Source organism: Mesorhizobium sp. 2RAF21 (assembly GCF_052115345.1).
GTDB classification, from domain to species: Bacteria; Pseudomonadota; Alphaproteobacteria; order Rhizobiales; family Rhizobiaceae; genus Mesorhizobium; species Mesorhizobium terrae.
On the sequence record NZ_JBFRGM010000009.1, the window covers coordinates 39,659 to 60,544 of the forward strand.

Sequence of the window (20,886 nt, forward strand, 5' to 3'; positions counted from 1 at the left end):
TACCTGAATGAGGAAGACAATCTCCGTGGTCAGCGAGCCCGATTCCATCGAGATGCATGGATGCACGTCGGGCGAATTGTAGTATTCGGCCTCGAAAAAGTTATCCGGCGCAAGATCGGCCAAGCCGTGCAACTCTTGCGGTGCTCGGCGACGCATGCCGAATAGACAGGGTCCTGGACACCGCGCCGAGGCCGTCATGCTCATCAGCGTTGTTACGCTCGTGGACCAGTTCTTCGATCCGCTCTACCGCTGGGCGGCGATCGCGGTGGCGGTCTGGTACCTCATCGGGCTTGCCTATTTTGGCTTTTACCGCCGCCATCGCCTCGTGCTATCGCCGGAGGAAGAGTTTGCAGTTTCCGGTGGCTTGCGTGGCCATCCCGAACGTGAAACGTAACATTACAATACCATCCAAAGTCACCAAAATGGGGGAGTGAAAAATGGGCGCAAGACTGGCCGGAAAGGTAGCAATCGTTTCGGGAGGCGCAACCGGAATGGGCGGCGCTGCATCGGAACTGTTCGCAGCGGAAGGGGCAAAGGTGGCCATCATCGACCGCAATGGCGATGCGGCTGCGGCCACGGTTGCGGCGGTCAGGGCGCGTGGCCATGTCGCCGAGTATTTTGTAGCCGACGTTTCAGACGAAGCGCAGGTCGAGGCGGCAGTGAAACAGGCTACAGAAAAGCTTGGCACTGTAAACGTGCTGTTCAACCACGCCGGCACCATCGTCATAAAGCCGTTTCTGGAGACGACGGTGCAGGACTGGGACTGGCTACATGCCGTCAATGTGCGCTCGATGTTCTTGATGACGCGCGCCGTGCTGCCCGGCATGATCGCAGCCGGCGGCGGCTCGATCGTATGTACATCGTCGGTCTCGGCGGTGGCAGCGACGCCGATGGAGGTGCTCTATGGTACCACCAAGGGCGCTTGCCACATGTTCGCGCGGGCCATTGCGATCGAGTTCCGGGACCGTAACATCCGCTGCAACGCGGTCTGCCCCGGCTTGATTCGAACGCCGCACGGCATGCGCGAGGTGGATGCTCTCGTCAAGCTAGGCGTCGATTTTTCGGATGCCGCGGTGGCCGCTCTACAAGTTCGAGTCGGCGAACCGGAAGAAGTGGCCAAGGCAGCGCTATATCTTGCCAGCGACGATTCCAGCTTCGTCAATGGAGCCCATCTGTTCGTGGATAATGGTTTTTCCGCGATTTGATAACGAGCATTGGAGCGTCCAGGGTTAGGTCCTGACCTTGGACGCTCTTATACGGAACGACTTGAACGAAGTCGGGGGCACCGTTGCATTTTTGGAATCGCTGCTCTCGCGACCATAGCGGCTTCGATCGGCCCGGTGATGCAACACGCTTTAGCAGGCTGCTGAAGAAGTAGCGAGTTGGGACGGTGATGAGGTCGTCTCGAGGAGAGCGGCGTTTCGATTTGAGGCGGCCGCTAAGTGGGGCGGCCGTGCGGGAGCTATCATGCGGTAGCTGTGGCGAGCAGCTTTGGAATTCGGATGAGATCATAGGCGGCAACGGTGAAGGTGAAGGCCGCCTCGACCTTGGCTCGCCCTCGCAGCTTGACCGTGGCTAATCCGGCGCTTGCCTTCATCCAGCCGAAGACCTCCTCGATGCGCTTGCGACAGATCTGGCTGATGCCGTAGCCGGCATGGCGGGTGGTTCGACCATCGATAGCGGTCCGGCGCACGACACCATTCTTGGAAACCCGACCGTTGATGACGATGTGTGGGGTGACACGCCGCTGTCGCAAGTCGCCGACGAAAGCGGTGACGTCATAGGCCGTGTCGGCACCCAGCGTGATGCGGCGTCGGCCGCGGCGGCGGTCGAGCATGGAAAGCGTCGCTTCCCGCTCGGCCGTGCCGGTGGCATGCGTAAGCGCGGCATCGACGGCCAGACCATGGCGGTTCTCCATCAGCACATGACCCATGAAGCACAGCCGGCTCTCGGTCCCGTTCGCCTTGCGATAGAGGCGCGCATCGGGTCGGTGGTCGAGGCATGCGTCTCGTTCGAGCGCGTCTCCTCACGGAAGTCGCGCTCGCCGTTGCGTCCCGGCGCTGGCGGCTCCCCCGAGCCATCCTTCGGCCGGAAGCTCTTCATCGAAGCCCAGGCGTCGATCAGCGTGCCGTCCACGGAGAAGTGCTCGCTCGACAGGAGCTTCACGACCTTGTTGGGCAGCGCCAGCAACGCGGCCAGGAACTGGCGCGCCACCTCCGCTTCCAAAAGTCGGTCGCGATTGTGCGTGAACACCGTCGCATGCCACACCTGAGTATCCATCGGCAGGCCGACAAACCAGCGGAACAGCAGGTTATAGTCGATCTGCTCCATCAACATCCGCTCAGAGCGCACCGAGAAAAATGCCTGCAAAAGCGTCGCCCGCAACAGCATCTCCGGCGGAATCGAGGGCCGACCCATCGGCGAGTAGAGCTCTTCAAAGCGTTCGTTTAGAGAAGCGAGCGCCTCGTCCACCAACCGCCTGATCGGCCGCAGCGGATGGTCCGCCGGAACACGCTCCTCAAGCCGAACATACGAGAACAGCCCCTCCGTCCGATTATCCCGTCCGCGCATGCCAAATCATTCGCTCACCCACGGGCAACGCAAGACACCGCATGTCGCTCTGTTTGTCGGGTCGGTCGTAGGTTATGGCCTGGCTGCACTTCTCTATTACTCCGGCGCCGGCGTGGTCGGAGCCGCATTGCTGTCGATGTCGGTGTTCGGTGCCGTGATCGCCTATGTAATGCAGACATTGGCATTCGTCAGGCCGGCAATCGCCTACTTCGGGCTGATCGGCCGAAAGCGTCTGGTCCTCTCGCCGGAAGAGGAATTCGCGATGAAGATTAGCTGACAGTTCGCGGTGGCGGTTTTCAAGCGGAAAGCGCCACCGCGGTATACTCTGGAGGCCGCATCACCGGCTGCACCTCTCCCAACCAGTCGGCACTGCCGACCCGAGGGTGGCAGCACCTTGAAGCGCGGTAACGGACTTAGGAAGCCAGCTGTGCGTTGTCTACGTACAGGCCCCAAGGAAGTTCCAGATGCTCCTGAAGCAGCCGGTGTGCCGTAACGACGTCGTGCTGGGCCAATGCGTCAACGATTGCGTGATGCTGCGCGCGGTTGGAGTTCACCCAGGCATCGGACAAGAGCCACGAGCCCCTGCTGAAGGCAGCCTGAAGGCTATGCCTCCATAGCGCGTCGAAGAATTCGATGGTGAGGCGATTGTCCAACGTCCCGACGATTGCGGTATGAAAACTGCGGTCCGCATCAACATACGCGATCGCGTTGCCGAGCGTCCTGAAGTCATCAAGCTTGTCCATTATATCGAGCTGCATGAGCACTTCCGCTGGAACGGCATGCTTCGACATGCAGAAGTTGGTGACCGCAAACGCCTCGACCATGTAGCGTGCTCTGAACGCATCATGCAGGTCCGTCGAATTCATGCGCCGGACCTGCGCGCCCTTTCGGGGAACGCGGACGATGAATCGCTCACCCTCAAGGCGGTTGAACGCCTCCCGGGCAGGCGTCCTGGATACGCCGGTCGCGTCGCACACACTGGCCTCGTCGATGAATACCCCCTCGCCGAGCGAGCCGTCGAGGATACGTTCGCGCAGCCATTGATAAGCCTTGTCGACCGCTGTTTTTTTGGCTTTGGCGTCCCCTCGGACGATCACGTTTGCACCTGTACGACCTCTGCAATTTTGCGCCGGATTCCAGCCGGAGGCATGTTGCATAGCGTCAGCACCCATGCAATACATCACGCGCATTCGCTGTGCATGCGCCATGTATACATGAAAGATGCAACGATCATCAGGCTATCGCGGAAAAATCATGAAGATCAGTTTCGCCCAAATCCCCATCACGAATGACAAGGCCATCAACGTCGAGGCGATGGCGCGCGCGTGCACCGCGGCCGCGAAGGAGAATTCTTCACTGGTGCTCTTTCCTGAAGTTGCCATGTGGTACCAGCCCGGCGCCACGCACGCTGTCATCGAGCACGCCGAAACGGTGCCCGGCCCGTTTACGGAAGCGATCGACGCATTGGCGAAGCACCATGCGATCGCCATCGCGGTTGGAATGTATGAAAAGTCGGACAGCGGGGATCGCGCATACAATACGGTCTACGTTGCATCACCCCAAGGACTGGAACTCGCGAGATACCGAAAAGTCCACCTTTACGACGCTTTCGGCCTTCGTGAGTCGGATGTTGTTGCGCCCTCAGGGAGCCTAGCGCCCAAGCTTTTTGAACTCGATGGCGTCCGTTTCGGACTGATGATTTGTTACGACTTGAGGTTTCCCGAAAGTGCTCGACTTTTGGCGGACGCCAAAGCCGACGTGATTCTGCTGTCGGCACTTTGGATGCCCGGACCAAGAAAAGAGGATCACTGGAGTACTTTGATACGCGCAAGAGCCATTGAGAATACAGTCTACATGCTGGCTTGCAATGGACCCGCCACCCTGTCGTTCGGTGCCAGCATGGCTGTTGACCCGATGGGAAACATCCTCACCCAATCGCAGGAAGGCGCCGACGTGCAGACCGTAGACATCACAACGTCACGTATCGCCGAGGTCCGCCTGACCAACCCTTCACTGTCAAATCGGCGTTTCGGAATCACGTTGAACGCGCCCGAACCGGCACATCTGCCTACCGTTCCTTAGTGCCCAGTTTCGGCAGCTAACGCGGTCCAATTACTGAGACGAGCCAATCAAGGTTCGCGGCGGTCAATAGCACCTCAACAATGGGAGACCTATCGTGAAACAGTTCACACATATCCTCTGCGCCGCAGCGTTAAGCGGCGGCTTCGCTCTCCATCTCGGCCCAGCTGCTGGCGCGGAAAGCGATATCCAGCGTGCCATGGCAAACACAAGCTACAAGTGTGACGCACCGAATGCGGAGAAGACCGTGCAGGTGTCGGTCGCGGCCCTGCCGATCGTAAGCAACGCCGCCTTGTTCGCAGCGAGCGACCTAGGGATATTCGAGAAACACGGCTTAAAGGTTGAGTTCAAGACTGTCAGCAGTGTGCCTGCAACGATTTCGGCCGTGCAGGGAGGCGCCGTCGATCTCGCATTCACCGCCACCCTAAGCGCGCTGCAAGCCTTGGACAAAGGTCTGGAATTGACGATTATTGCGCCCTTTGCCGGTATCGCACCCAAATATTGGGACAAGATGCAAGCCGGCGAGCAGGGTTACACCCGCGAAATCACCGCGCTGCTCGTGGCGGCTGACAGTGGCATCGAAAGCCCGGGCGACCTCTCCGGAAAGACGGTCTCCGTCAGTGATGCGCAGGGACAGGCGGAGCTCACCACCCGCTACGTAATCAAGAAGCATGGTGGCGACGTCGATAGCGTGAAATTCGTCGTGATGAGCTTCGCAGATGCCATCAACGCGCTGATGGCGGGCCAGGTGGACGCGGCCTACTCGGCCGAGCCGCATATTTTGAAGGCCGAGGAAGCCGGCTACAAGATCATTTCGTGGCCGGGCGTTGAGACGCTTCAGGAAGGCCCGACATCCATGATGGTCTCGTCAAAGGCTTATGCACTGGCGAACCCGGACACGGTAGCTCGTTTTAACTGCGTTATCCGTGAGGCGACCGCGCTGGGCCGTGACAAGCCCGACCTGATCCGTCAGACGGCAGCAAAATATCAGGGCGTCGATCCCGCCAAGCTTGCCAATGCGGTCGTGCCCTACTTCTACTCTGTTGTCGACATGGAAGGATTGAAGCGGTTCTACTCGTTGATGAAGGATGCAGGCTTCGTCACGTCCGACATTGACTTCAATGCGATCATAATCCCCCAGGCACTGGAACAATAGTCCAATGCCGCGCACGGTCGCCATGCGGCTTGCCTGTGGTGTCTTTGGCTTTGCCGTGTGGCTGGCTACCTGGCAGTGGGCGACCACAGCCGGGCCGCTGAACGGCATTGCAGGGGTTCCCACTATGTCGGCCGCCGTTGGCGAGGCCATCGCGTTGATCGGTCGTCAGGACTTCTGGCTTGCCATCGGCGAGACGCTCCTGATGGCTTTGTCGGGCCTTGCAATAGCGATTGTCATCGGCGTGGGCCTGGGCTTGTTCACGGCCATGACGCCCATCGTCAACAACGCCTTGGACCCTTTGATCCAATTCCTGCGCCCCTTGCCTGCCGTGGTTATTCTCCCTTTGGCACTGCTCGTTTTCGGACCGACGCGCGACCTCGGAATCTTTCTGGCTGCATTTGGCGCTGTCTGGCCGATACTGGTACAGGTGCAGGTAGGCATCCGGGACGTTGAGCCTGTCATGCTCGACACCGCACGGGCCATGACATTGCCCTGGCTTAAGACCCAAACCGCCATCGTCTTGCCAAGCGCCGCACCTTATATCGTCACCGGCATCCGCATTGGTGCTACCACTGCACTTCTCTTGTCGATCGGCGCCGGCCTGCTTGGCGGAGCGCCGGGCCTCGGCCGGAGAATCCTCCTCGCCCAGGAAGCCGCGCAATCGGATCTTGCGTTCGGCCTCATCCTGTGGAGCGGTATTGTCGGCATTCTGTTTGCAGGAGCGCTTAACGCTCTGGAACGGATGGCCGTTCGCGGTCGTAGACCGGTCGAGGAGCTCATATGAAGCTCGTTCGTGATGTTGCCATACGTATTGCATTGCCGTCGCTGCTTCTCACCGCCTAACTGGCTATGGACCGCCAATGTCCGCAACGCCTACTTTCCAACGCCCGACGCGATTGCACGACGATTCAAGGACCTGTGGCTGTTTGCGTATTTCGCAACGGACGTCTTGCCTAGCCTGCGCAACCTGCTTCTCGGCTACCTGTGTGCGACCATCCTCGGTATCACCATTGGAACAGCTCTCGGGCTTCTGAAACCACTCCGCCTCGTGTTTGTGCCGCTCCTCGATTTTGCACGCTCGATCCCGATCATCATGCTTATTCCGCCCTTTGTACTCACCTTGGGCATCGGCGACGTCTCGAAATTGGCCATCATCACCCTGGGAACTTTTTTCCCAATCGCGCTCGCGACGATCGATGGGGTGAGACGTATCGACCCTGCATTGCTGGATGTCACACGCAGCCTTCTGCTTCCATGGCACAAGGAGTTGTTCGTCGCGTGGCTTCCGTCAGCCGCTCCTTCCATTGCGGGGGGCATGCAGACGGGGCTCCAGTTCGCCTTTATCCTCATGGTGGCAAGCGAGATGCTTGCAGCCTATAGGGGTCTGGGCTTCAGGACCATGCAGGCGCAACTCACCTTCGACTCGACGAGCGTCTGGGCCGGCATTGTTCTGTTGGCAATCCTTGGGTTCTCGCTGAACGCTGTCTTCAATTATTTCCGCGATGTCGTCCTGGGATGGCACGCACGCTCGCGTGCGGCGTCCCGTTCCCATTAGGTCAATCAACACATGGCTGATAAATCACCGCTTCGCCTTGCCGTTCGCGCCCTCTCAAAAACCTATGGAACCGGTGCGAGCGCGAATGTCGTTCTCCAGGACATCACATTCGACATCCGGGAAGGTGAATTTGTATGCCTCGTAGGGCCCTCGGGGGCCGGCAAGACGACGCTGCTGCGCTGTCTTACCTCTCTTATGCCCGCCTCTTCCGGCGAGATCCAACTGGACGGACAGCGCCTTACAAGGCCCAGTCCGAAAATTTCAGTTGTCTTTCAGGAATATACCCGCTCGCTGATGCCTTGGATGACCGCTGAGCGGAATGTTGCGCTCGCCCTGTACAACCGGAAGCTGCCCAAGCGAGAGGCGTTAGCGCTAAGCCGTGAGGCGCTCGCCAGCGTTGGCCTCAAAGGTGCCGAAACGAAGTATCCGTGGCAACTCTCAGGCGGCATGCAGCAGCGTGTCGCAATCGCGCGAGCGCTGGTGACGCAACCGGAAGTTCTGGTGATGGACGAGCCGTTCGCGTCCATCGACGCACAGACGAAACTGGAACTTGAAGACCTGACCCTCGCCCTACAGCGCAGCCGCGACATGACGGTGATGCTGGTGACGCACGACATCGACGAAGCGGTCTACCTTTCAGATCGCATCATCGTTCTTTCCAAGAACCCGGCAACAGTTCAGGAAATCATCGACGTCAGGTTTGGAAACGAACGTGACCAGTTCACGACAAGGGCAAGCCCGTTGTTTGGGGAGCTCCGTTCCCACGTCCTAAGCCTAATCCGCCTTACGCAACACAAGCAGGGACTAAGCCCGGCTTAGCTTCTGGGGTCATGCTGAAGCGCTATCGCGCGTCGGCATCCACAATTCGAGCTTCGAATAAGAGGAACCCGTATGTACACCGTCAATGACATGCCTGCGCAGATCGCCGCATCGCTGGCGTTGCGACTCGAACAGGTCGAAACCGCTACCGTGGGTCACTTTCTCTACGACGTTTTCGTACATCGCAGCATTGTGCCGCTGGTACCCACCAAGCGCGTCGCCGGCACCGCCGTGACGATCAAGATACCCCACGCCGATTCAACGCTCCTCCACTACCTCACCAAAATGATCAGACCAGGCGACATCGTACTGGTGGATCGGTGCGGTGACGACACCTATGCCTGTTGGGGCGGCGGCATATCGAACGCGATGAGCATTGCGGGTCTGAAAGCCGCCGTCATCGATGGGCCGGCAACCGACCTGTCGGAGATCCAAAGACTGGGGCTTCCCGTCTGGGCGCGAGGTCTTTCACCGAGGACGACGCGTTTGCTCGACCAATATGGCGAGATCAACACGCCCATCACCGTCGGCGGCAAGACTGTGTACCCCGGCGATGCAGTGCTCGCGGACGAATGTGGCATCATCGTCCTCGATCCCGCAAAGGCTGACGCTGTGGCGGATAGGGCATTGCAGATGCAGGCGTGGGAAGTTGGTCTTCTCCAGCGTCTCCGCGCCGGCGAATGGCTCCCCGACATCACAGGTGCGACAGACATGGTCCGCGCCAAAACCGCCTGACAAAGGCGACGGCCGCGTCGCGTTCACCGACCTGCCATCGCACTATTCCACATCAGTCATTTGAACACCAAGAGAGTTCAACGGTTATGAAATCAAAAACAGGATTCTGGCTGTCAGACCCTTCGGCACCGGTCGCGGAAATCGTTGCAAAACTCGGGTTTGATTTCGTGGTTCTCGATGCGGAACACGGAATCTTCGACCTGCGCGATCTTGAGAGTTTCACGCTATTGGTCAAGGGCCTTGGTCTCCAGGTCTGGACCAAAGTGTTGGGGCCTACGCAGGAGGCCGTCCAGCAGGCCTTGGACTTCGGTGCTGACGGCGTCATCATCCCCCACACGCAGGATAGAAACCATACCGCTCGGATAACGTCATACGCCAAATTCCCACCGACAGGCGAACGCAGCCTTTCAGGTGGTCGCCCTTTCCAGTATGCCGCTCCCAAGCCGGAGACACTCGACCGGCTTAACAAGTCCGCTCTATGTTTTCCCCTCATCGAGCACCCATTGGCGGTGCGCGACGTTGAGGACATCGCTGGATTACCAACCGTCGATGGCTGCCAAATTGGGCCGGGCGACCTCGCCCTGATGAGCGGGCGAGGCGTCTACTCCCAGTCCGAAGAGGACTGGGCCGATACCAACAGATGCGTGCGTGCGTTCAGGGCCGCCGAGAAGCCTTGGATGTTCCCGGCGTGGACCGAAAAGGAACAACGTTGGGCTTTGGACCAAAGTGCACCGTTCATTATCATCGGAATTCAATACATTTTCCTGCACGGAGCGCTTGCACAGGCCAAAGAGACATACGACGTGCTTGCGATTGGGCCGCGCTCGGATGGACTGTCTCGGGCAGCCCTATCAAACCTTCGATAATGTCGGGATGTGGCGGGATCGCCGAAATCCATATCGTCCGATAGTGAGAACTTCACGCAGGGCGACGATGAAGAATGTAAATCCGCAATGCCGGCCGAAATGCGGGTATGCTTTTAGCATTAAGATATGCCGGGAGCCATTTCGTAGGCTGATGCAACGTGGACAGCCGGCTCTGCTTGAAATCGTCACCCCAATTGGCTCTTCCACTTCATCGAGAAATGGCAGTGCCGACAGCCAGCGTAAGGCCTTGTTCTCGTTCTCGAGGATTTTCGTCGGACATCCGCGCCGCCAGATTGGCGAGTTCGTGGATGCGAAGCTGGTCATTGGGACGCCGGCGCAAGGTCAGGGCGACATAGGCATCCCTGCCGAACGCCTCGCGCAACCGGCGCAACTGCATGGCGCAAACATCATCGGCAACATCGGGCATGAGGACTGCGATCAGCCCGTCGCCATAGGCCACGACGTCTGCCCATTCGAGATGGCAGAGGCCTTTGCCGCCACGAGACTTGCCCAGAGACAGCATTCGGCAGAGGCGACCGTAGGCCGGCCGGTCCCTAGGATAGACGAGCAGCGACATGCTGTCGATCAGATCGAGGCGGCAGCCGACGACGAGGCGGACCCCCGTCGGTTTGGCCGCCTCATGAGCGCGCACGATGCCGGCGAGGCTATTGCGATCGACCACGGCGAGCGCCTCGATACCGAACAGGGCCGCCTGGGCGAACAACTCGTCGCAGGAGCTCGCGCCGCGCAGGAACGAGAAGTGTGACGTGACCTGCGGCTCGGCGTAGCGCGGTCCGCTCATGCGAACATTCCGTTTAGGAACCATTTGTTGCTGCGGGTGGCTGGATCCTCGCCGTCGCCGGCGCGATAGATTCAGAAGCGCTCGCCGCCCTCATCCTCGACCCGGACATAATCCCGCACCGCCCAAGTTTCGGCAGCGGCCAACCACCATTCGCCGAAGATGCGTTCGGGGCCATCGGCGCGGGCGACCCGGCGGCGTATGCCGCGCCAGGTGACCACACCGGCGGGTTGTCGGGCAGCAGCGCCATGGTATCGATCGGCTCGGGTGGCGTGAGCAGGCGCGACGGCCGGGGCCAATCACCGGGCCAGCTCCCGCCATCGTCGGGTGCGGTAGGAGGCACACGCTTGACGGAGCGCTCCGGCACATCGCTTTCGACCGGGGCGAAGCGATAAAGCCGACTTGATCCCAGCCGATTGGCGATGACGTCGATGAGATCGGAAATATCCGGCTCTTCCGGCTCGACCAGCGACGAGATCGTCTGGCGGTCGCGGAGCGGCTCGGCCAGGGTCGCGGTCAGCGTCATGAGTTCGATGCCGAAGCCGGGATCCACGGTCTCGATGCGGTCGGTGAGGAGCCGGGTCATCCGACGCGCTTCGCGCACGGGTACGGCCGTGCCGACGCGGATGGCCTCGATGCGGTTGTCAACGCGATGGAAGAGGAGATCGAGCCGGCGGGCGCCGAGCCCCTTCTTCTCGAGAGCGGCGCAGAGTTGATCGACCAGCGTGGCCGTATAACGCGCGATCGTTTCGGCGGCGCCGATCGGCTCGCCGAAGGCGCGCCGAACCTCGACCTGCTCGGGGGAGCGTACGGACTCGAAGGGCTCGGCGGCACGGGCCATTGCCTAGCCGAGGCGCGCCTTATGAGCTCCGGTCCGAAGCGATGCGTGAGAGGCGCCTTCGGCGTGTCCTCGATCTCGCCGATCCGCTCGAACCCTAGAACGTGAAGCCCTTCAACGATCGTGGAGGGCAAGCGTAGCGCGCGGATCGGCAGATCCCGCATCGCGGTCAAGGCATGTCCGGATGGGATGACGGCGATCGGCTGCGCCAGGAATCGAGCGGCGGCATGGGCGGTCCCCCCACGCGTCGGCGACTGCGGCGCGCGCCGCGATGCCGGATTCTTCCATGCGAGAGACGAGGCTTTTCAGCATGGCCTCCTCCCCGCCATGCAGATGGTCCGCACCGCTGGTATCGATGATGAGCCCGTCCGGTGGATCAGGGGCAACAAGGGGTGCGTAGCGCAGCGCCCAGAGCGCCAGTCGCTCGAGCGCAGCGACGTCCTCGATCGGCTTCATCTCGAGGTTGACGAGGCCGGGGACGAGGACCTGCGCCTTGCTCGCCGGCATGCCGATGCGGACGCCCGCATTGCGAGCGGCCGCATCGAGGCCGAGGGTCCGAGTTTTCGTCGCAGCAGATCGGTCGGCCAGGTCGGCAGATAGAGCGAGACGACCCTTGGCATCACAGGAATCCACTTCAAAGTCGGCGCTCTCCCCCGCCCGCACCCGCAGCAATTCGAGCCGCCAGCGGGCGCGACCCACGCCAGGGACCGGAAGCGGTCGGGAGGAAAGAGCGGAGATACGCCAGCGGCTGACCGCTGCGGTCGGTTGTCCAAAATCGGTGGCTTCGGTTTGTCGCCGCCACCCGGCCTGCCGTCCGAGTTCCTTCAAGTTCATGTCGACGGTTGTGAGGGGCGGACGCGTCTGTTCGGCCACGATCTCCCAGTTGTCGAAGCCGACCACCGAGACGTCCTGCGGAACGGAGACGTGACGCTCCCGCAGCGCGTCGACGACCCCGCGTGCGATCTGGTCGTTGCCGCAGAAGATGCCGTCGGGACGGTCCGCCCGCGACCACAGCGTTTCGATCGCCTGGTGCCCCAGCGCTCGGACCAGGAGCCGCGGAGAATTCCGTCGCTGGGTACGGTAAGGCCCGCAGCCTCCAGCGCCTCCGCGTAAGCAAGCGCGCGCTCGTTGACGACCTTGAAATTACCAGGCCCGGTGACGTGGACGATACTCTTGCGGCCTTGCGCGATAAGGTGCTCGACCGCCGCCCGCGCGCCCTGGCGGTCGTCCGGAACGAGGGTGACGGTGTCGTTGAGGCCTGCCGTCAACTTGTAGACGACCGGAACGGACAGATGCGACAGGTCGACATGCAACGCTTATCGATGCGTTTGCCCATGGCGATGATGCCGTCCACCTGCTTATCCAGCATAGCATCGACGTGGATTTTCGCGAGTTCCGGATTGTCCTCGACGGTGCACAGGAAGACGGACACGCCATGGCCGATCAGCCCCTCCGAAATCCCAGCCATGACCGGCAGGGTGAAACGTCCGTAGGTGTCGTCAGTGAGCAGACTGACCGTGAAGCTGCGCTTGCGGGTCAGGCTGCGGGCGAGCGAATTGGGGCGGAAGCCGAGTTCCTGTGCCACTCGTCTGATCCGTCCGTGTTTCCACCGACATGAGGCCTGTGTCGTTGAGCGCCTTCGACGCCGTCGCGACACTCACGCCAGCCGCCGCAGCGACATCGTAAATGGTCACCCACTCAGACCGGGCCTGACCTGACAACTCATTCCTCCCTTGAGAAACCGGTTTCTCACATCCCTATAGCTCTCAGAATCAGGCGCGAGAAAAAGGGTTTCTCAAATTATTTTCGTACCGATTTCTTAAGACGAACGTAGGCAGTTGGCGCCGTACCATGTAAGATGAGGACGTTTTTGAGAAATTGCGCGCCCTGTCACCCTACCGGCGAGCATCTGATGCTGCTATCGACGCGCGGACCCCTAAACGGCCGCCAATGCTTCCTCTGATGACCAGTTCCCTCGAACAGGCGCTGGAACATATTGAGCGGCTGATTATAGTATGTGCATGTTCCCTGTTCGTCCGGGAGGCTATTGATGTTTGTGCCGACTCCATACGTTTCGCCGCCAGTGACAATCTCGCCCGATTGGTGCAATGCGGCTGGTGAGTTAACCAAGGCGTTTTGCGGGGTTGTCTTCGACAAGTGTTCGGACGGCGCTTTTGAGCTGGTTGGGCTTGGACCAGACTACGTACGCGAACGCAATCTGACCTTTTTCACAGCCGAGTCGCACGTGTGTTACGTCAGGCCTGTCCATAGCGGGGACCAAGTGGTGGTCCATTTTCGACTGCTTGATTATGATGAAAAACGAATCCGTTCTTACCAGGAAATGTACCATGTGGTCGGTTGGTTGGCTGCAACCTCCGAGATCTTATCGCTTCATGTCGACCTTTCCGGGCCGAAGGTATCGCCCTTCCCTCAAGACATAACCCCCAAGCTCTCGGCAATGGCGGACTCGCACGCGTCTCTTCCATTGCCCGAGAGGGCGGGACGGAACATCGAATTAGCCCGAAGTCTGCCGGCAGCAGTGGACCAGATGTTTGATCCCGGGGTTTGATGGTTCATCATTTTCGTCCGAATCAATGGACGCGCCATAAGCTAGGTTCTGCATGGTGCGCTACGACGACAGAGGCGGTCCGATGCGGGTCCACCTGAACGACACTGATGGACCTGCCGCAGATCTAGATTTAGTCGGACAATCCCGCGCTTTTTGAGTGACGGAGCATCCTTGGGCGTCCACAGGACGGGCGGAATCTTGCGCCAGGCTTTGGCCGCCGATATTCCCTGTTGTGTTGCAAATTCTGGATCGGCCGCAGTTCCAGTTTCCCTTGGTCGTCTTCAGGCAGCGACAGCCTCGAACCGCTTCTAGAGGGAGCAGGATTGAAGCTGAAAAGCTCTACGTCGCAGGATCGAGGCCTGCCCCATCGCAAAGCATCGTCATCGGCGTCACACTTCGACAAGAATGCCTTCGTCGACCGGATCGCCGGAGATGATCGAGACGGTCGAAAACCTCAGTCCTGTTTCCTTCGCAATAGCAAACCGAGTATTCGCCTAGAGACGCACCGAATGCTGCAGCTGCGTTGGAGTTTTTTTGTTCGATGGCATGGAAATATGCTCTGGTGGCTTCGGACTGTGCAGGAGTGCCTGATTGGCCAATAGATGCCATCCGCAAGTCCGGGGTCAGGGATCTGACAATCGCTTCCAACGGCGTAGGACTAGATGGCGAAGGCGTGGGATAGCTGGCGCGAAGTGCGCATGTCCGCAAGATGATCTGTAGATTTATCGGCGGCGGACACCGAGAGTTCGAGCAGCAGTACCTCGCCGGCGAAATCGAAGTCAAATTCTGCCCCCTCAGGGTACACTTGCCGAGCGCTTGTCGCGCAGGCGGTGCTGATATTGTTTATGGCCCAATCGGGGGCGGTGGAACTGCGCTTCACCAATCTCTGCTACCGGTGCAATCTGATCAATGTCGACCAAGCAAGCGCCGAAGTGACACATGCAACGTTTGACACCCTCGCATCCCGCAGGCGTACCAAGGAAGGTGTCAAGTCTGGCAACCACGCAGTCATCCAGAAAGTCAAGGACACCTTCTCCGAAACAGAAGCCCGATTGAACTGTCTTTCGGTTTTTAGCACATCAGAACAGCAGGTTCTGCCTAGCTCGAAGCAATGTTCGACTTTCCGTCGCGCTCAGAGGGCAACGCTCCGCACATCTTTGTTGTGTTTCACACATGCAGCGCATAGCCCAGCGCCTTGAGCGCCGCTTCCTGAAAACCTTCGCCCTGCGTTGGATGGGCATGGATACTGCCGGCGATGTCCTCCAGTCGCGCTCCCATTTCGATCGCCATGCCGAAGGCGGTGGAAAGTTCCGAGATGCCGCGGCCGACGCCCTGAATGCCGAGCACCAGATGGTTGTCGGCGCGCGCGACGACACGCACGAAACCATCCTCGGCGAGCATGGTCATGGCGCGGCCGTTGGCGCTGAACGGGAACTGGCCGATCTTGATCTCGGCGCCGGTCTTGCGCGACTCGTCTGGCGACAGGCCGACGGTGACTACCTCCGGATCGGTGAAGCAGACGGCGGGAATGCCGCGCTTGTCCCACGAGCGCTTATGCCCAGCGACGATCTCGGCGACCATCTCGCCCTGCGCCATGGCCCGGTGCGCCAGCATGGGCTCCCCTGTGACGTCGCCGATGGCATAGATGCCGCGCATCGAGGTCTGGCACTGATCGTCGATGCGGACGAATTTGCCGGCCATGTCGAGCGCAAGCTCCTCTATGCCCCAGCCTTCGGTCAACGGATTGCGGCCGACCGTGACGAGAACCTTGTCGGCCTGGAGCCGCACCTTTTTGCCGTCTGCGGCGGTGAACAAGAGCACGTCGGCCTTGGGTTCGAGCCTCTGCGCCTTTGCACCGGTGAACACATCGACGCCGAGTTCGGACAGACGCTTGGCGACGGGTTTGGTCAACTCGGCATCGTAAAGCGGCAGGATGCGCGGCAGCGCTTCCACCACGCTGACCTTGGCACCCATCTTGGCGAATGCGATGCCGAGTTCCAGCCCGATGTAGCCGCCGCCGACCACGGCGAGTTGCTTCGGCACTTCCTTCAGCGCCAGCGCTTCGGTCGATGATATTACCGGTCCCCCGAACCGGAGGAGGGGCAGTTCGACCGCGACCGAGCCTGTGGCGATCACGATGGTCTCGGCGCGAATCATCTGCTGCCCGGTCTCGGTCTCGACCTCTACAGTTTTGCCGTCGCGGAATTTCGCCCAGCCATGGACCTGCTTGACTCCGGCCTTCTTAAGCAGCCCCGCGACGCCGTTGGTGAGGCGGCCGACAATGCGATCCTTCCAGGCGACGGTCTTCTTCAGGTCGATCGTCGGCTCGCCGAGCGAGATGCCCAGCGGCAGCTTGCCCGATGCCATGTGCACGACCTTGTCGAACTCGTCGGCGGCATGGATCAGCGCCTTGGACGGGATGCAGCCGATGGTGAGGCAGGTACCGCCCGGCTTCTTCGCCTCGACGATGACAGTATCGACGCCGAGCTGCCCGGCGCGGATGGCGCAGACATAGCCGCCCGGCCCGGCGCCGATGACGAGCAGCTTGCAGGAGATTTCTTTCATCGCCTCAAGTCTCCACGAAGATCATCGCAGGCGTCTCCAGCAGCGCCTTGATGCGCTGGATGAAGACCGCCGCGTCCCAGCCGTCGACCACGCGGTGATCGAACGAGGAAGACAGGTTCATCATCTTGCGCGGGATGAATTGGCTGCCGTCCCACACCGGCCTGACCGTCATCTTGTTGACGCCGATGATGGCGACCTCCGGATGGTTGATGACCGGCGTGGTGGCCACGCCGCCCATCGCGCCGAGCGAGGTGATGGTGATGGTCGAGCCGGTCAACTCCTCGCGCGTTGCCGTGCCGGCCTTGGCGGCGTCGGCAAGACGGTTCACTTCCGCTGCGCAATCCCACAGGTCGCGCGCCTCGGCGTGCTTCACCACCGGTACGACCAGCCCGCCCGGCGTCTGCGCGGCGATACCGATGTGAATGCCGCCATGGCGATGGATGATGCCGGCCTCATCGTCGAAGATCGCGTTCATGCCGGGCTGGTCGGCGATCGCCTTGACCATGGCGCGGATCAGGAACGGCAGCAGCGTCAGCTTCGGCCGGTCGGCGCGTTTCTCCTTGTTCAGCGCGGCGCGCAGATCTTCCAGCGAGGTGACGTCGATCTCCTCGACATAGGTGATGTGCGGGATGCGCGACTTCGACAGTGCCATCTTCTGGCCGATCTTGCGGCGCAGTCCGACCACCTTGATGTCCTCGACGTCGGTGTTAGTGACGAGCCCGGTCACACGGCCCGCCGACTGCGGTCCGCGCGTTAGGAACCCCTCGATGTCCTCGTGCGTGATGCGACCGGCCGGGCCGCTGCCCGGCACCTGACGAAGGTCGATGCCGGCTTCCTGCGCTCGCAGCCGCACCGCGGGCGAGGCCAGCGGTTTTTCGCCCCGCGCACGCGGCGCGCCGGAAATGGCGGGGCGGGACGGCGCCTTTGGCGCGGCGGCTGCCTTCGGTTCCTTTGCCAGCTTTGGTTCGGGTGCACTTGAAGCCGGTGATATCGCCGGCTCGACTGCCGCAACCTTGGGTGCGGCTTCGAGCTTTTCGGAGCCAAGAACCGTAATTGCGTTTCCCTCGCCTGCCACCCTGAGCCGTACGATCGCCGAGCCAATCGGCACAGTGTCGCCGATCCTGGCGCCCAGCCAGATTACTTCGCCATCGACGGGCGAAGGAATTTCGACGGTAGCCTTGTCAGTCATCACTGCGGCTAGGATGGAATCCTCGCGCACCAAGTCGCCGACCTTGACATGCCATTCGACAAGTTCGGCTTCGGCAACACCTTCGCCGACATCCGGAAGTTTGATGACGTGCTCGCCCATGTCACACATTCGTGGCTTGGAGCAGCGCTTCGGCCACGCGCTTTGGACCCGGGAAGTAGTCCCATTCCTGCGCGTGTGGATACGGTGTGTCCCAGCCTGTGACGCGACCGATCGGCGCTTCGAGATGGTAGAAGCAGTGCTCCTGAACAAGAGCTGCCAGTTCAGCACCGTAGCCAGATGTGAGTGTCGCCTCGTGCACGATCACACAGCGTCCTGTCTTCTTCACCGAAGCGGTTATCGCGTCGAGGTCGAGCGGCAAAAGCGTCCGCAGGTCGATGACCTCTGCATCGATGCCGGTCTCTTCGGTCGCGGCCAAAGCGACAAAAACCATGGTGCCATAGGCGAGCACGGTGACGGCCGCGCCCTTCCGGCGGACCGCCGCCTCGCCGAGTGGTACGGTGTAATGCCCGTCCGGCACCTCGCCGAGCTCGTGCTTCGACCACGCCGTGACGGGGCGCTCGTGATGGCCGTCGAACGGCCCGTTGTATAGCCGCTTCGGCTCGAGAAAGATCACGGGATCCGGATCCTGGATCGCCGCAATCAGCAGACCCTTGGCGTCCGCCGGATTCGACGGAACGACGACCTTCAATCCGGAGACATGGGTGAACAGTGCCTCAGGACTCTGGCTGTGCGTCTGGGCACCGAAGATGCCACCGCCGGTCGGCATTCGGACGACGATTGGGCAAGTAAACTCGCCGGCCGATCGATAGCGTAAGCGCGCAGCCTCGGAAACAATTTGATCAAAGGCCGGGTACATGTAGTCGGCGAACTGAACCTCAACACAGGGCTTCAAGCCGTACGCAGCCATGCCGACTGCGGCACCTACAATGCCCAGTTCGCTGATTGGAGCGTCGAAGCACCGCGCCTTCCCATATTTCTGCTGAAGCCCCTGCGTGCAGCGGAAGACGCCACCGAAATAGCCAACGTCCTGGCCGAAAACGACTACGGTTTCGTCTCGCGCCATCACCACGCTGTGGGCGTCGCGAATTGCTTCGATCATCGTCATTCGGGACATGGCCTAAACTCCAGCCTGCTGACGCTGGCGTCGCAGATGCGGTGGCATCACCGCGTAAACGTCCTCGAAAATATCGCGAACCGACGGTCGCCGGCCGGAATGGAGAGTCCCGATGGCCTCGGCCTCTTTTTGCGCCGCCACGACCTGATCGAGGATTTCGGCTTCCAACTGGATATGCCGCTCCTCCGACCATGCGCCCAGCCGAATGAGATGCGTTTTCAACCGGGCTATAGGATCTCCCAGCGGCCACGCCTTGCCTTCGTCCCGCGGCCTGTAAGCGGACGGATCATCCGATGTGCTGTGTCCTCCTGATCTGTAGGTGACGTATTCGATCAGGGTGGGCCCAAGATTTCTTCGGGCTCGCTCCGAGGCCCAATCGGCGACTGCTCTCACTGCGAGGTAGTCGTTACCGTCGACACGCAAGGCCGGAATGTTGAATCCGAGGCCGCGCGCCGCCAAGGTTTGGGCTTCGCCGCGGGCGATGCCCTGGAAGGTCGAGATCGCCCACTGATTGTTGACGATATTGAGGATCACTGGAGGACGGTAGGTCGAGGCAAAGACCATCGCGGCGTGAAAGTCGCTTTCGGCCGTGGATCCGTCGCCGATCCATGCGGCGGCGATGCGCGTGTCGTTGCGAATCGCCGACGCCATGGCCCAGCCCACGGCCTGTATGTACTGCGTGGCCAGGTTGCCCGAGATAGAGAAAAATCCATGATCCTTGGACGAGTAAAACACGGGCAGTTGCCGGCCGCGGGCACTGTCGCCGTCGTTGGAGTAAACCTGGCACATCATGCGGGCCATGGAATATCCGCCAGCGATGAGCAGTCCGGCCTGCCGATAGGTCGGAAAATTCATGTCTCCCAGCCGAAGAGTACCTTGAAAGGCGCAACTGATCGCCTCCTCGCCGAGATGCTGCATGTAGAAGGAGGTCTTGCCTTGTCGTTGCGCGATCATCATGCGCATGTCGTAGGCCTTGAGTGTCATCATATGACGCAGCCCCGCCTGCAGTTGTTCGACCGGCAGGTCTGGGGACCACGGCCCTACTGCGTTGCCGTCATCGTCGAGCACGCGAACGATGGTGAACGCCATGTCGCGCATGTTCTCGGGCCTCTCGCCGACCGGCGGCCTTGGCACCGAGCCCGCCTCCGGTATCGTGAGTCCCGAGAAATCGGGCTGGCCGCCCGGACGGACGGACGGCTCCGGAACGGTTAGCGAGAGAGGAATCGACTGCACGGCGTTCATGCCCCTTCAAAATCCGGAGTGCGTTTCTCGATGAAGGCGGCCATGCCTTCCTTCTGGTCGCGCGTCGCAAAGAGCGAGTGGAAAACCCGCCGCTCGAACAGGAGGCCGTCGTGAAGCGAACTCTCCAGCGCGCGGCCTACGCATTCGCGGGCCAAGACAACGCTCGGCTTGCTGTAGGACGCAATGGTGGCGGCCACCTCCAGCGCGGTATCGAGCAGCAACGCGTCGGGAACGATCCGTGAGACAAGGCCGCATCGCTCCGCTTCCACCGCATCCATCGTCCGCCCTGTGAGAATGAGATCCATCGCCTTCGCCTTACCGATGGCCTTCGTCAAACGCTGCGATCCCCCCATGCCGGGAATGACACCCAGCTTGATTTCCGGTTGCCCAAACCTGGCCGATTCCGCAGCGATGATCAGATCGCACATCATGGCGAGTTCGCATCCGCCACCCAGGGCGAAGCCCGAAACAGCAGCTATCTTCGGTGTCCTGAGGTCGGCGAATGCATTCCAGCCCGCGAAATGATCCCGCATGAGCATATCGATATATGTCGCCTCACTCATTTCCTGGATGTCGGCACCCGCGGCAAATGCCTTCGCGCTGCCTGCGACTACGAAGCAGCCGACGTCCGAATCTCGATCCAGAGGCACGAGTTGATCGACTATCTCGTGCATGATGTCGGAGGAGAGCGCATTCAAAGCCGCCGGCCGATTCAAGGTGACGAGCACGACCCGATTTCGTCTTTCGATCTCGATCGTCGGGGCCATC

Annotated in this window: 18 protein-coding genes and 4 pseudogenes; 11 read left to right on the forward strand and 11 right to left on the reverse strand. The window is 60.8% G+C overall.

Features of this window, described 5'->3' with window-relative positions:
* Positions 1-196 precede the first annotated feature (196 nt).
* Together AB4136_RS15805 and AB4136_RS15810 are read left to right on the forward strand one after the other, a co-directional pair.
* The gene (locus tag AB4136_RS15805) at positions 197-394 is read left to right on the forward strand and encodes a hypothetical protein (protein ID WP_441931289.1); all 198 of its coding nucleotides are present in this window, start codon (positions 197-199) and stop codon (positions 392-394) included.
* Positions 395-437: 43 nt separating this feature from the next.
* The gene (locus tag AB4136_RS15810) at positions 438-1,205 is read left to right on the forward strand and encodes an SDR family NAD(P)-dependent oxidoreductase (protein ID WP_441931290.1); all 768 of its coding nucleotides are present in this window, start codon (positions 438-440) and stop codon (positions 1,203-1,205) included.
* 260 nt (positions 1,206-1,465) lie between these two features.
* Here AB4136_RS15810 and AB4136_RS15815 read toward each other — a convergent pair.
* Positions 1,466-2,571 (reverse strand): annotated as a pseudogene (locus tag AB4136_RS15815) (IS5 family transposase).
* Between AB4136_RS15815 and AB4136_RS15820 the strand changes: the two are divergent.
* The gene (locus tag AB4136_RS15820; protein ID WP_441931291.1) at positions 2,570-2,848 is read left to right on the forward strand and encodes a hypothetical protein; all 279 of its coding nucleotides are present in this window, start codon (positions 2,570-2,572) and stop codon (positions 2,846-2,848) included. The pseudogene AB4136_RS15815 and the gene AB4136_RS15820 overlap by 2 nt on opposite strands.
* A 136-nt stretch (positions 2,849-2,984) precedes the next feature.
* Here AB4136_RS15820 and AB4136_RS15825 read toward each other — a convergent pair whose 3' ends face one another.
* Positions 2,985-3,743 carry a GntR family transcriptional regulator gene (locus tag AB4136_RS15825; protein WP_441931292.1) on the reverse strand — a complete coding sequence of 253 codons (759 nt, stop codon included), beginning with the start codon at positions 3,741-3,743 and terminating at the stop codon, positions 2,985-2,987.
* 82 nt (positions 3,744-3,825) lie between these two features.
* On the opposite strand from AB4136_RS15825, the gene AB4136_RS15830 reads away from it, so the two are divergent.
* From AB4136_RS15830 to AB4136_RS15860, 7 genes are all read left to right on the forward strand, one after another.
* Complete coding sequence (locus AB4136_RS15830) at positions 3,826-4,653, forward strand: carbon-nitrogen hydrolase family protein (protein ID WP_441931293.1); 828 nt, start codon at positions 3,826-3,828, stop codon at positions 4,651-4,653.
* A gap of 94 nt (positions 4,654-4,747) precedes the next feature.
* Positions 4,748-5,806, forward strand: coding sequence for an ABC transporter substrate-binding protein (locus tag AB4136_RS15835; protein WP_441931294.1), 1,059 nt, complete (start codon positions 4,748-4,750; stop codon positions 5,804-5,806).
* Between the two features lie 4 nt (positions 5,807-5,810).
* A complete protein-coding gene (locus tag AB4136_RS15840; protein ID WP_441931295.1) occupies positions 5,811-6,590 on the forward strand; it encodes an ABC transporter permease in 780 nt (259 codons plus the stop codon).
* Positions 6,591-6,602: 12 nt separating this feature from the next.
* Positions 6,603-7,361, forward strand: a complete 759-nt coding sequence (locus tag AB4136_RS15845) for an ABC transporter permease (RefSeq protein ID WP_441931522.1) — start codon at positions 6,603-6,605, stop codon at positions 7,359-7,361.
* A gap of 12 nt (positions 7,362-7,373) precedes the next feature.
* On the forward strand, positions 7,374-8,180 hold the full coding sequence (locus AB4136_RS15850) for an ABC transporter ATP-binding protein (RefSeq protein ID WP_441931296.1): 807 nt from the start codon (positions 7,374-7,376) through the stop codon (positions 8,178-8,180).
* Positions 8,181-8,252: 72 nt separating this feature from the next.
* Entirely contained in the window at positions 8,253-8,915 is a 663-nt protein-coding gene (locus AB4136_RS15855) for an RraA family protein (RefSeq protein ID WP_441931297.1), read from the forward strand.
* Between the two features lie 86 nt (positions 8,916-9,001).
* Positions 9,002-9,781 carry an HpcH/HpaI aldolase family protein gene (locus tag AB4136_RS15860; RefSeq protein ID WP_441931298.1) on the forward strand — a complete coding sequence of 260 codons (780 nt, stop codon included), beginning with the start codon at positions 9,002-9,004 and terminating at the stop codon, positions 9,779-9,781.
* A gap of 280 nt (positions 9,782-10,061) precedes the next feature.
* On the opposite strand, the pseudogene AB4136_RS15865 reads toward AB4136_RS15860, so the two are convergent.
* From AB4136_RS15865 to AB4136_RS15875, 3 pseudogenes are all read right to left on the reverse strand, one after another.
* Positions 10,062-10,583 (reverse strand): annotated as a pseudogene (locus tag AB4136_RS15865) (PHP domain-containing protein); the annotation flags it as partial.
* Positions 10,580-12,038: pseudogene (locus tag AB4136_RS15870) on the reverse strand (Y-family DNA polymerase). The pseudogenes AB4136_RS15870 and AB4136_RS15865, both read right to left, overlap by 4 nt.
* 181 nt (positions 12,039-12,219) lie before the next feature.
* A pseudogene (locus tag AB4136_RS15875) lies at positions 12,220-13,079 on the reverse strand (LacI family DNA-binding transcriptional regulator); the annotation flags it as partial.
* A 389-nt stretch (positions 13,080-13,468) separates the two neighbouring features.
* Between AB4136_RS15875 and AB4136_RS15880 the strand changes: the two are divergent.
* Positions 13,469-13,987, forward strand: coding sequence for a thioesterase family protein (locus AB4136_RS15880; protein ID WP_441931299.1), 519 nt, complete (start codon positions 13,469-13,471; stop codon positions 13,985-13,987).
* A gap of 658 nt (positions 13,988-14,645) precedes the next feature.
* Here the strand turns inward: AB4136_RS15880 and AB4136_RS15885 are convergent.
* The 6 genes from AB4136_RS15885 to AB4136_RS15910 form a co-directional block, all read right to left on the reverse strand.
* Complete coding sequence (locus AB4136_RS15885) at positions 14,646-14,867, reverse strand: hypothetical protein (protein WP_441931300.1); 222 nt, start codon at positions 14,865-14,867, stop codon at positions 14,646-14,648.
* Between the two features lie 287 nt (positions 14,868-15,154).
* Positions 15,155-16,552, reverse strand: a complete 1,398-nt coding sequence (lpdA, locus tag AB4136_RS15890) for a dihydrolipoyl dehydrogenase (protein WP_441931301.1) — start codon at positions 16,550-16,552, stop codon at positions 15,155-15,157.
* A gap of 4 nt (positions 16,553-16,556) precedes the next feature.
* Positions 16,557-17,861 (reverse strand): dihydrolipoamide acetyltransferase family protein, encoded by a 1,305-nt coding sequence (locus AB4136_RS15895; protein ID WP_441931302.1) that lies wholly within the window; start codon positions 17,859-17,861, stop codon positions 16,557-16,559.
* Between the two features lies 1 nt (position 17,862).
* Entirely contained in the window at positions 17,863-18,876 is a 1,014-nt protein-coding gene (locus tag AB4136_RS15900) for an alpha-ketoacid dehydrogenase subunit beta (protein ID WP_441931303.1), read from the reverse strand.
* A gap of 3 nt (positions 18,877-18,879) precedes the next feature.
* A complete protein-coding gene (locus AB4136_RS15905) occupies positions 18,880-20,118 on the reverse strand; it encodes a thiamine pyrophosphate-dependent enzyme (protein WP_441931304.1) in 1,239 nt (412 codons plus the stop codon).
* Positions 20,115-20,885 carry an enoyl-CoA hydratase gene (locus AB4136_RS15910; RefSeq protein WP_441931305.1) on the reverse strand — a complete coding sequence of 257 codons (771 nt, stop codon included), beginning with the start codon at positions 20,883-20,885 and terminating at the stop codon, positions 20,115-20,117. The genes AB4136_RS15905 and AB4136_RS15910 overlap by 4 nt, the downstream gene beginning before the upstream one ends.
* Position 20,886 lies beyond the last annotated feature (1 nt).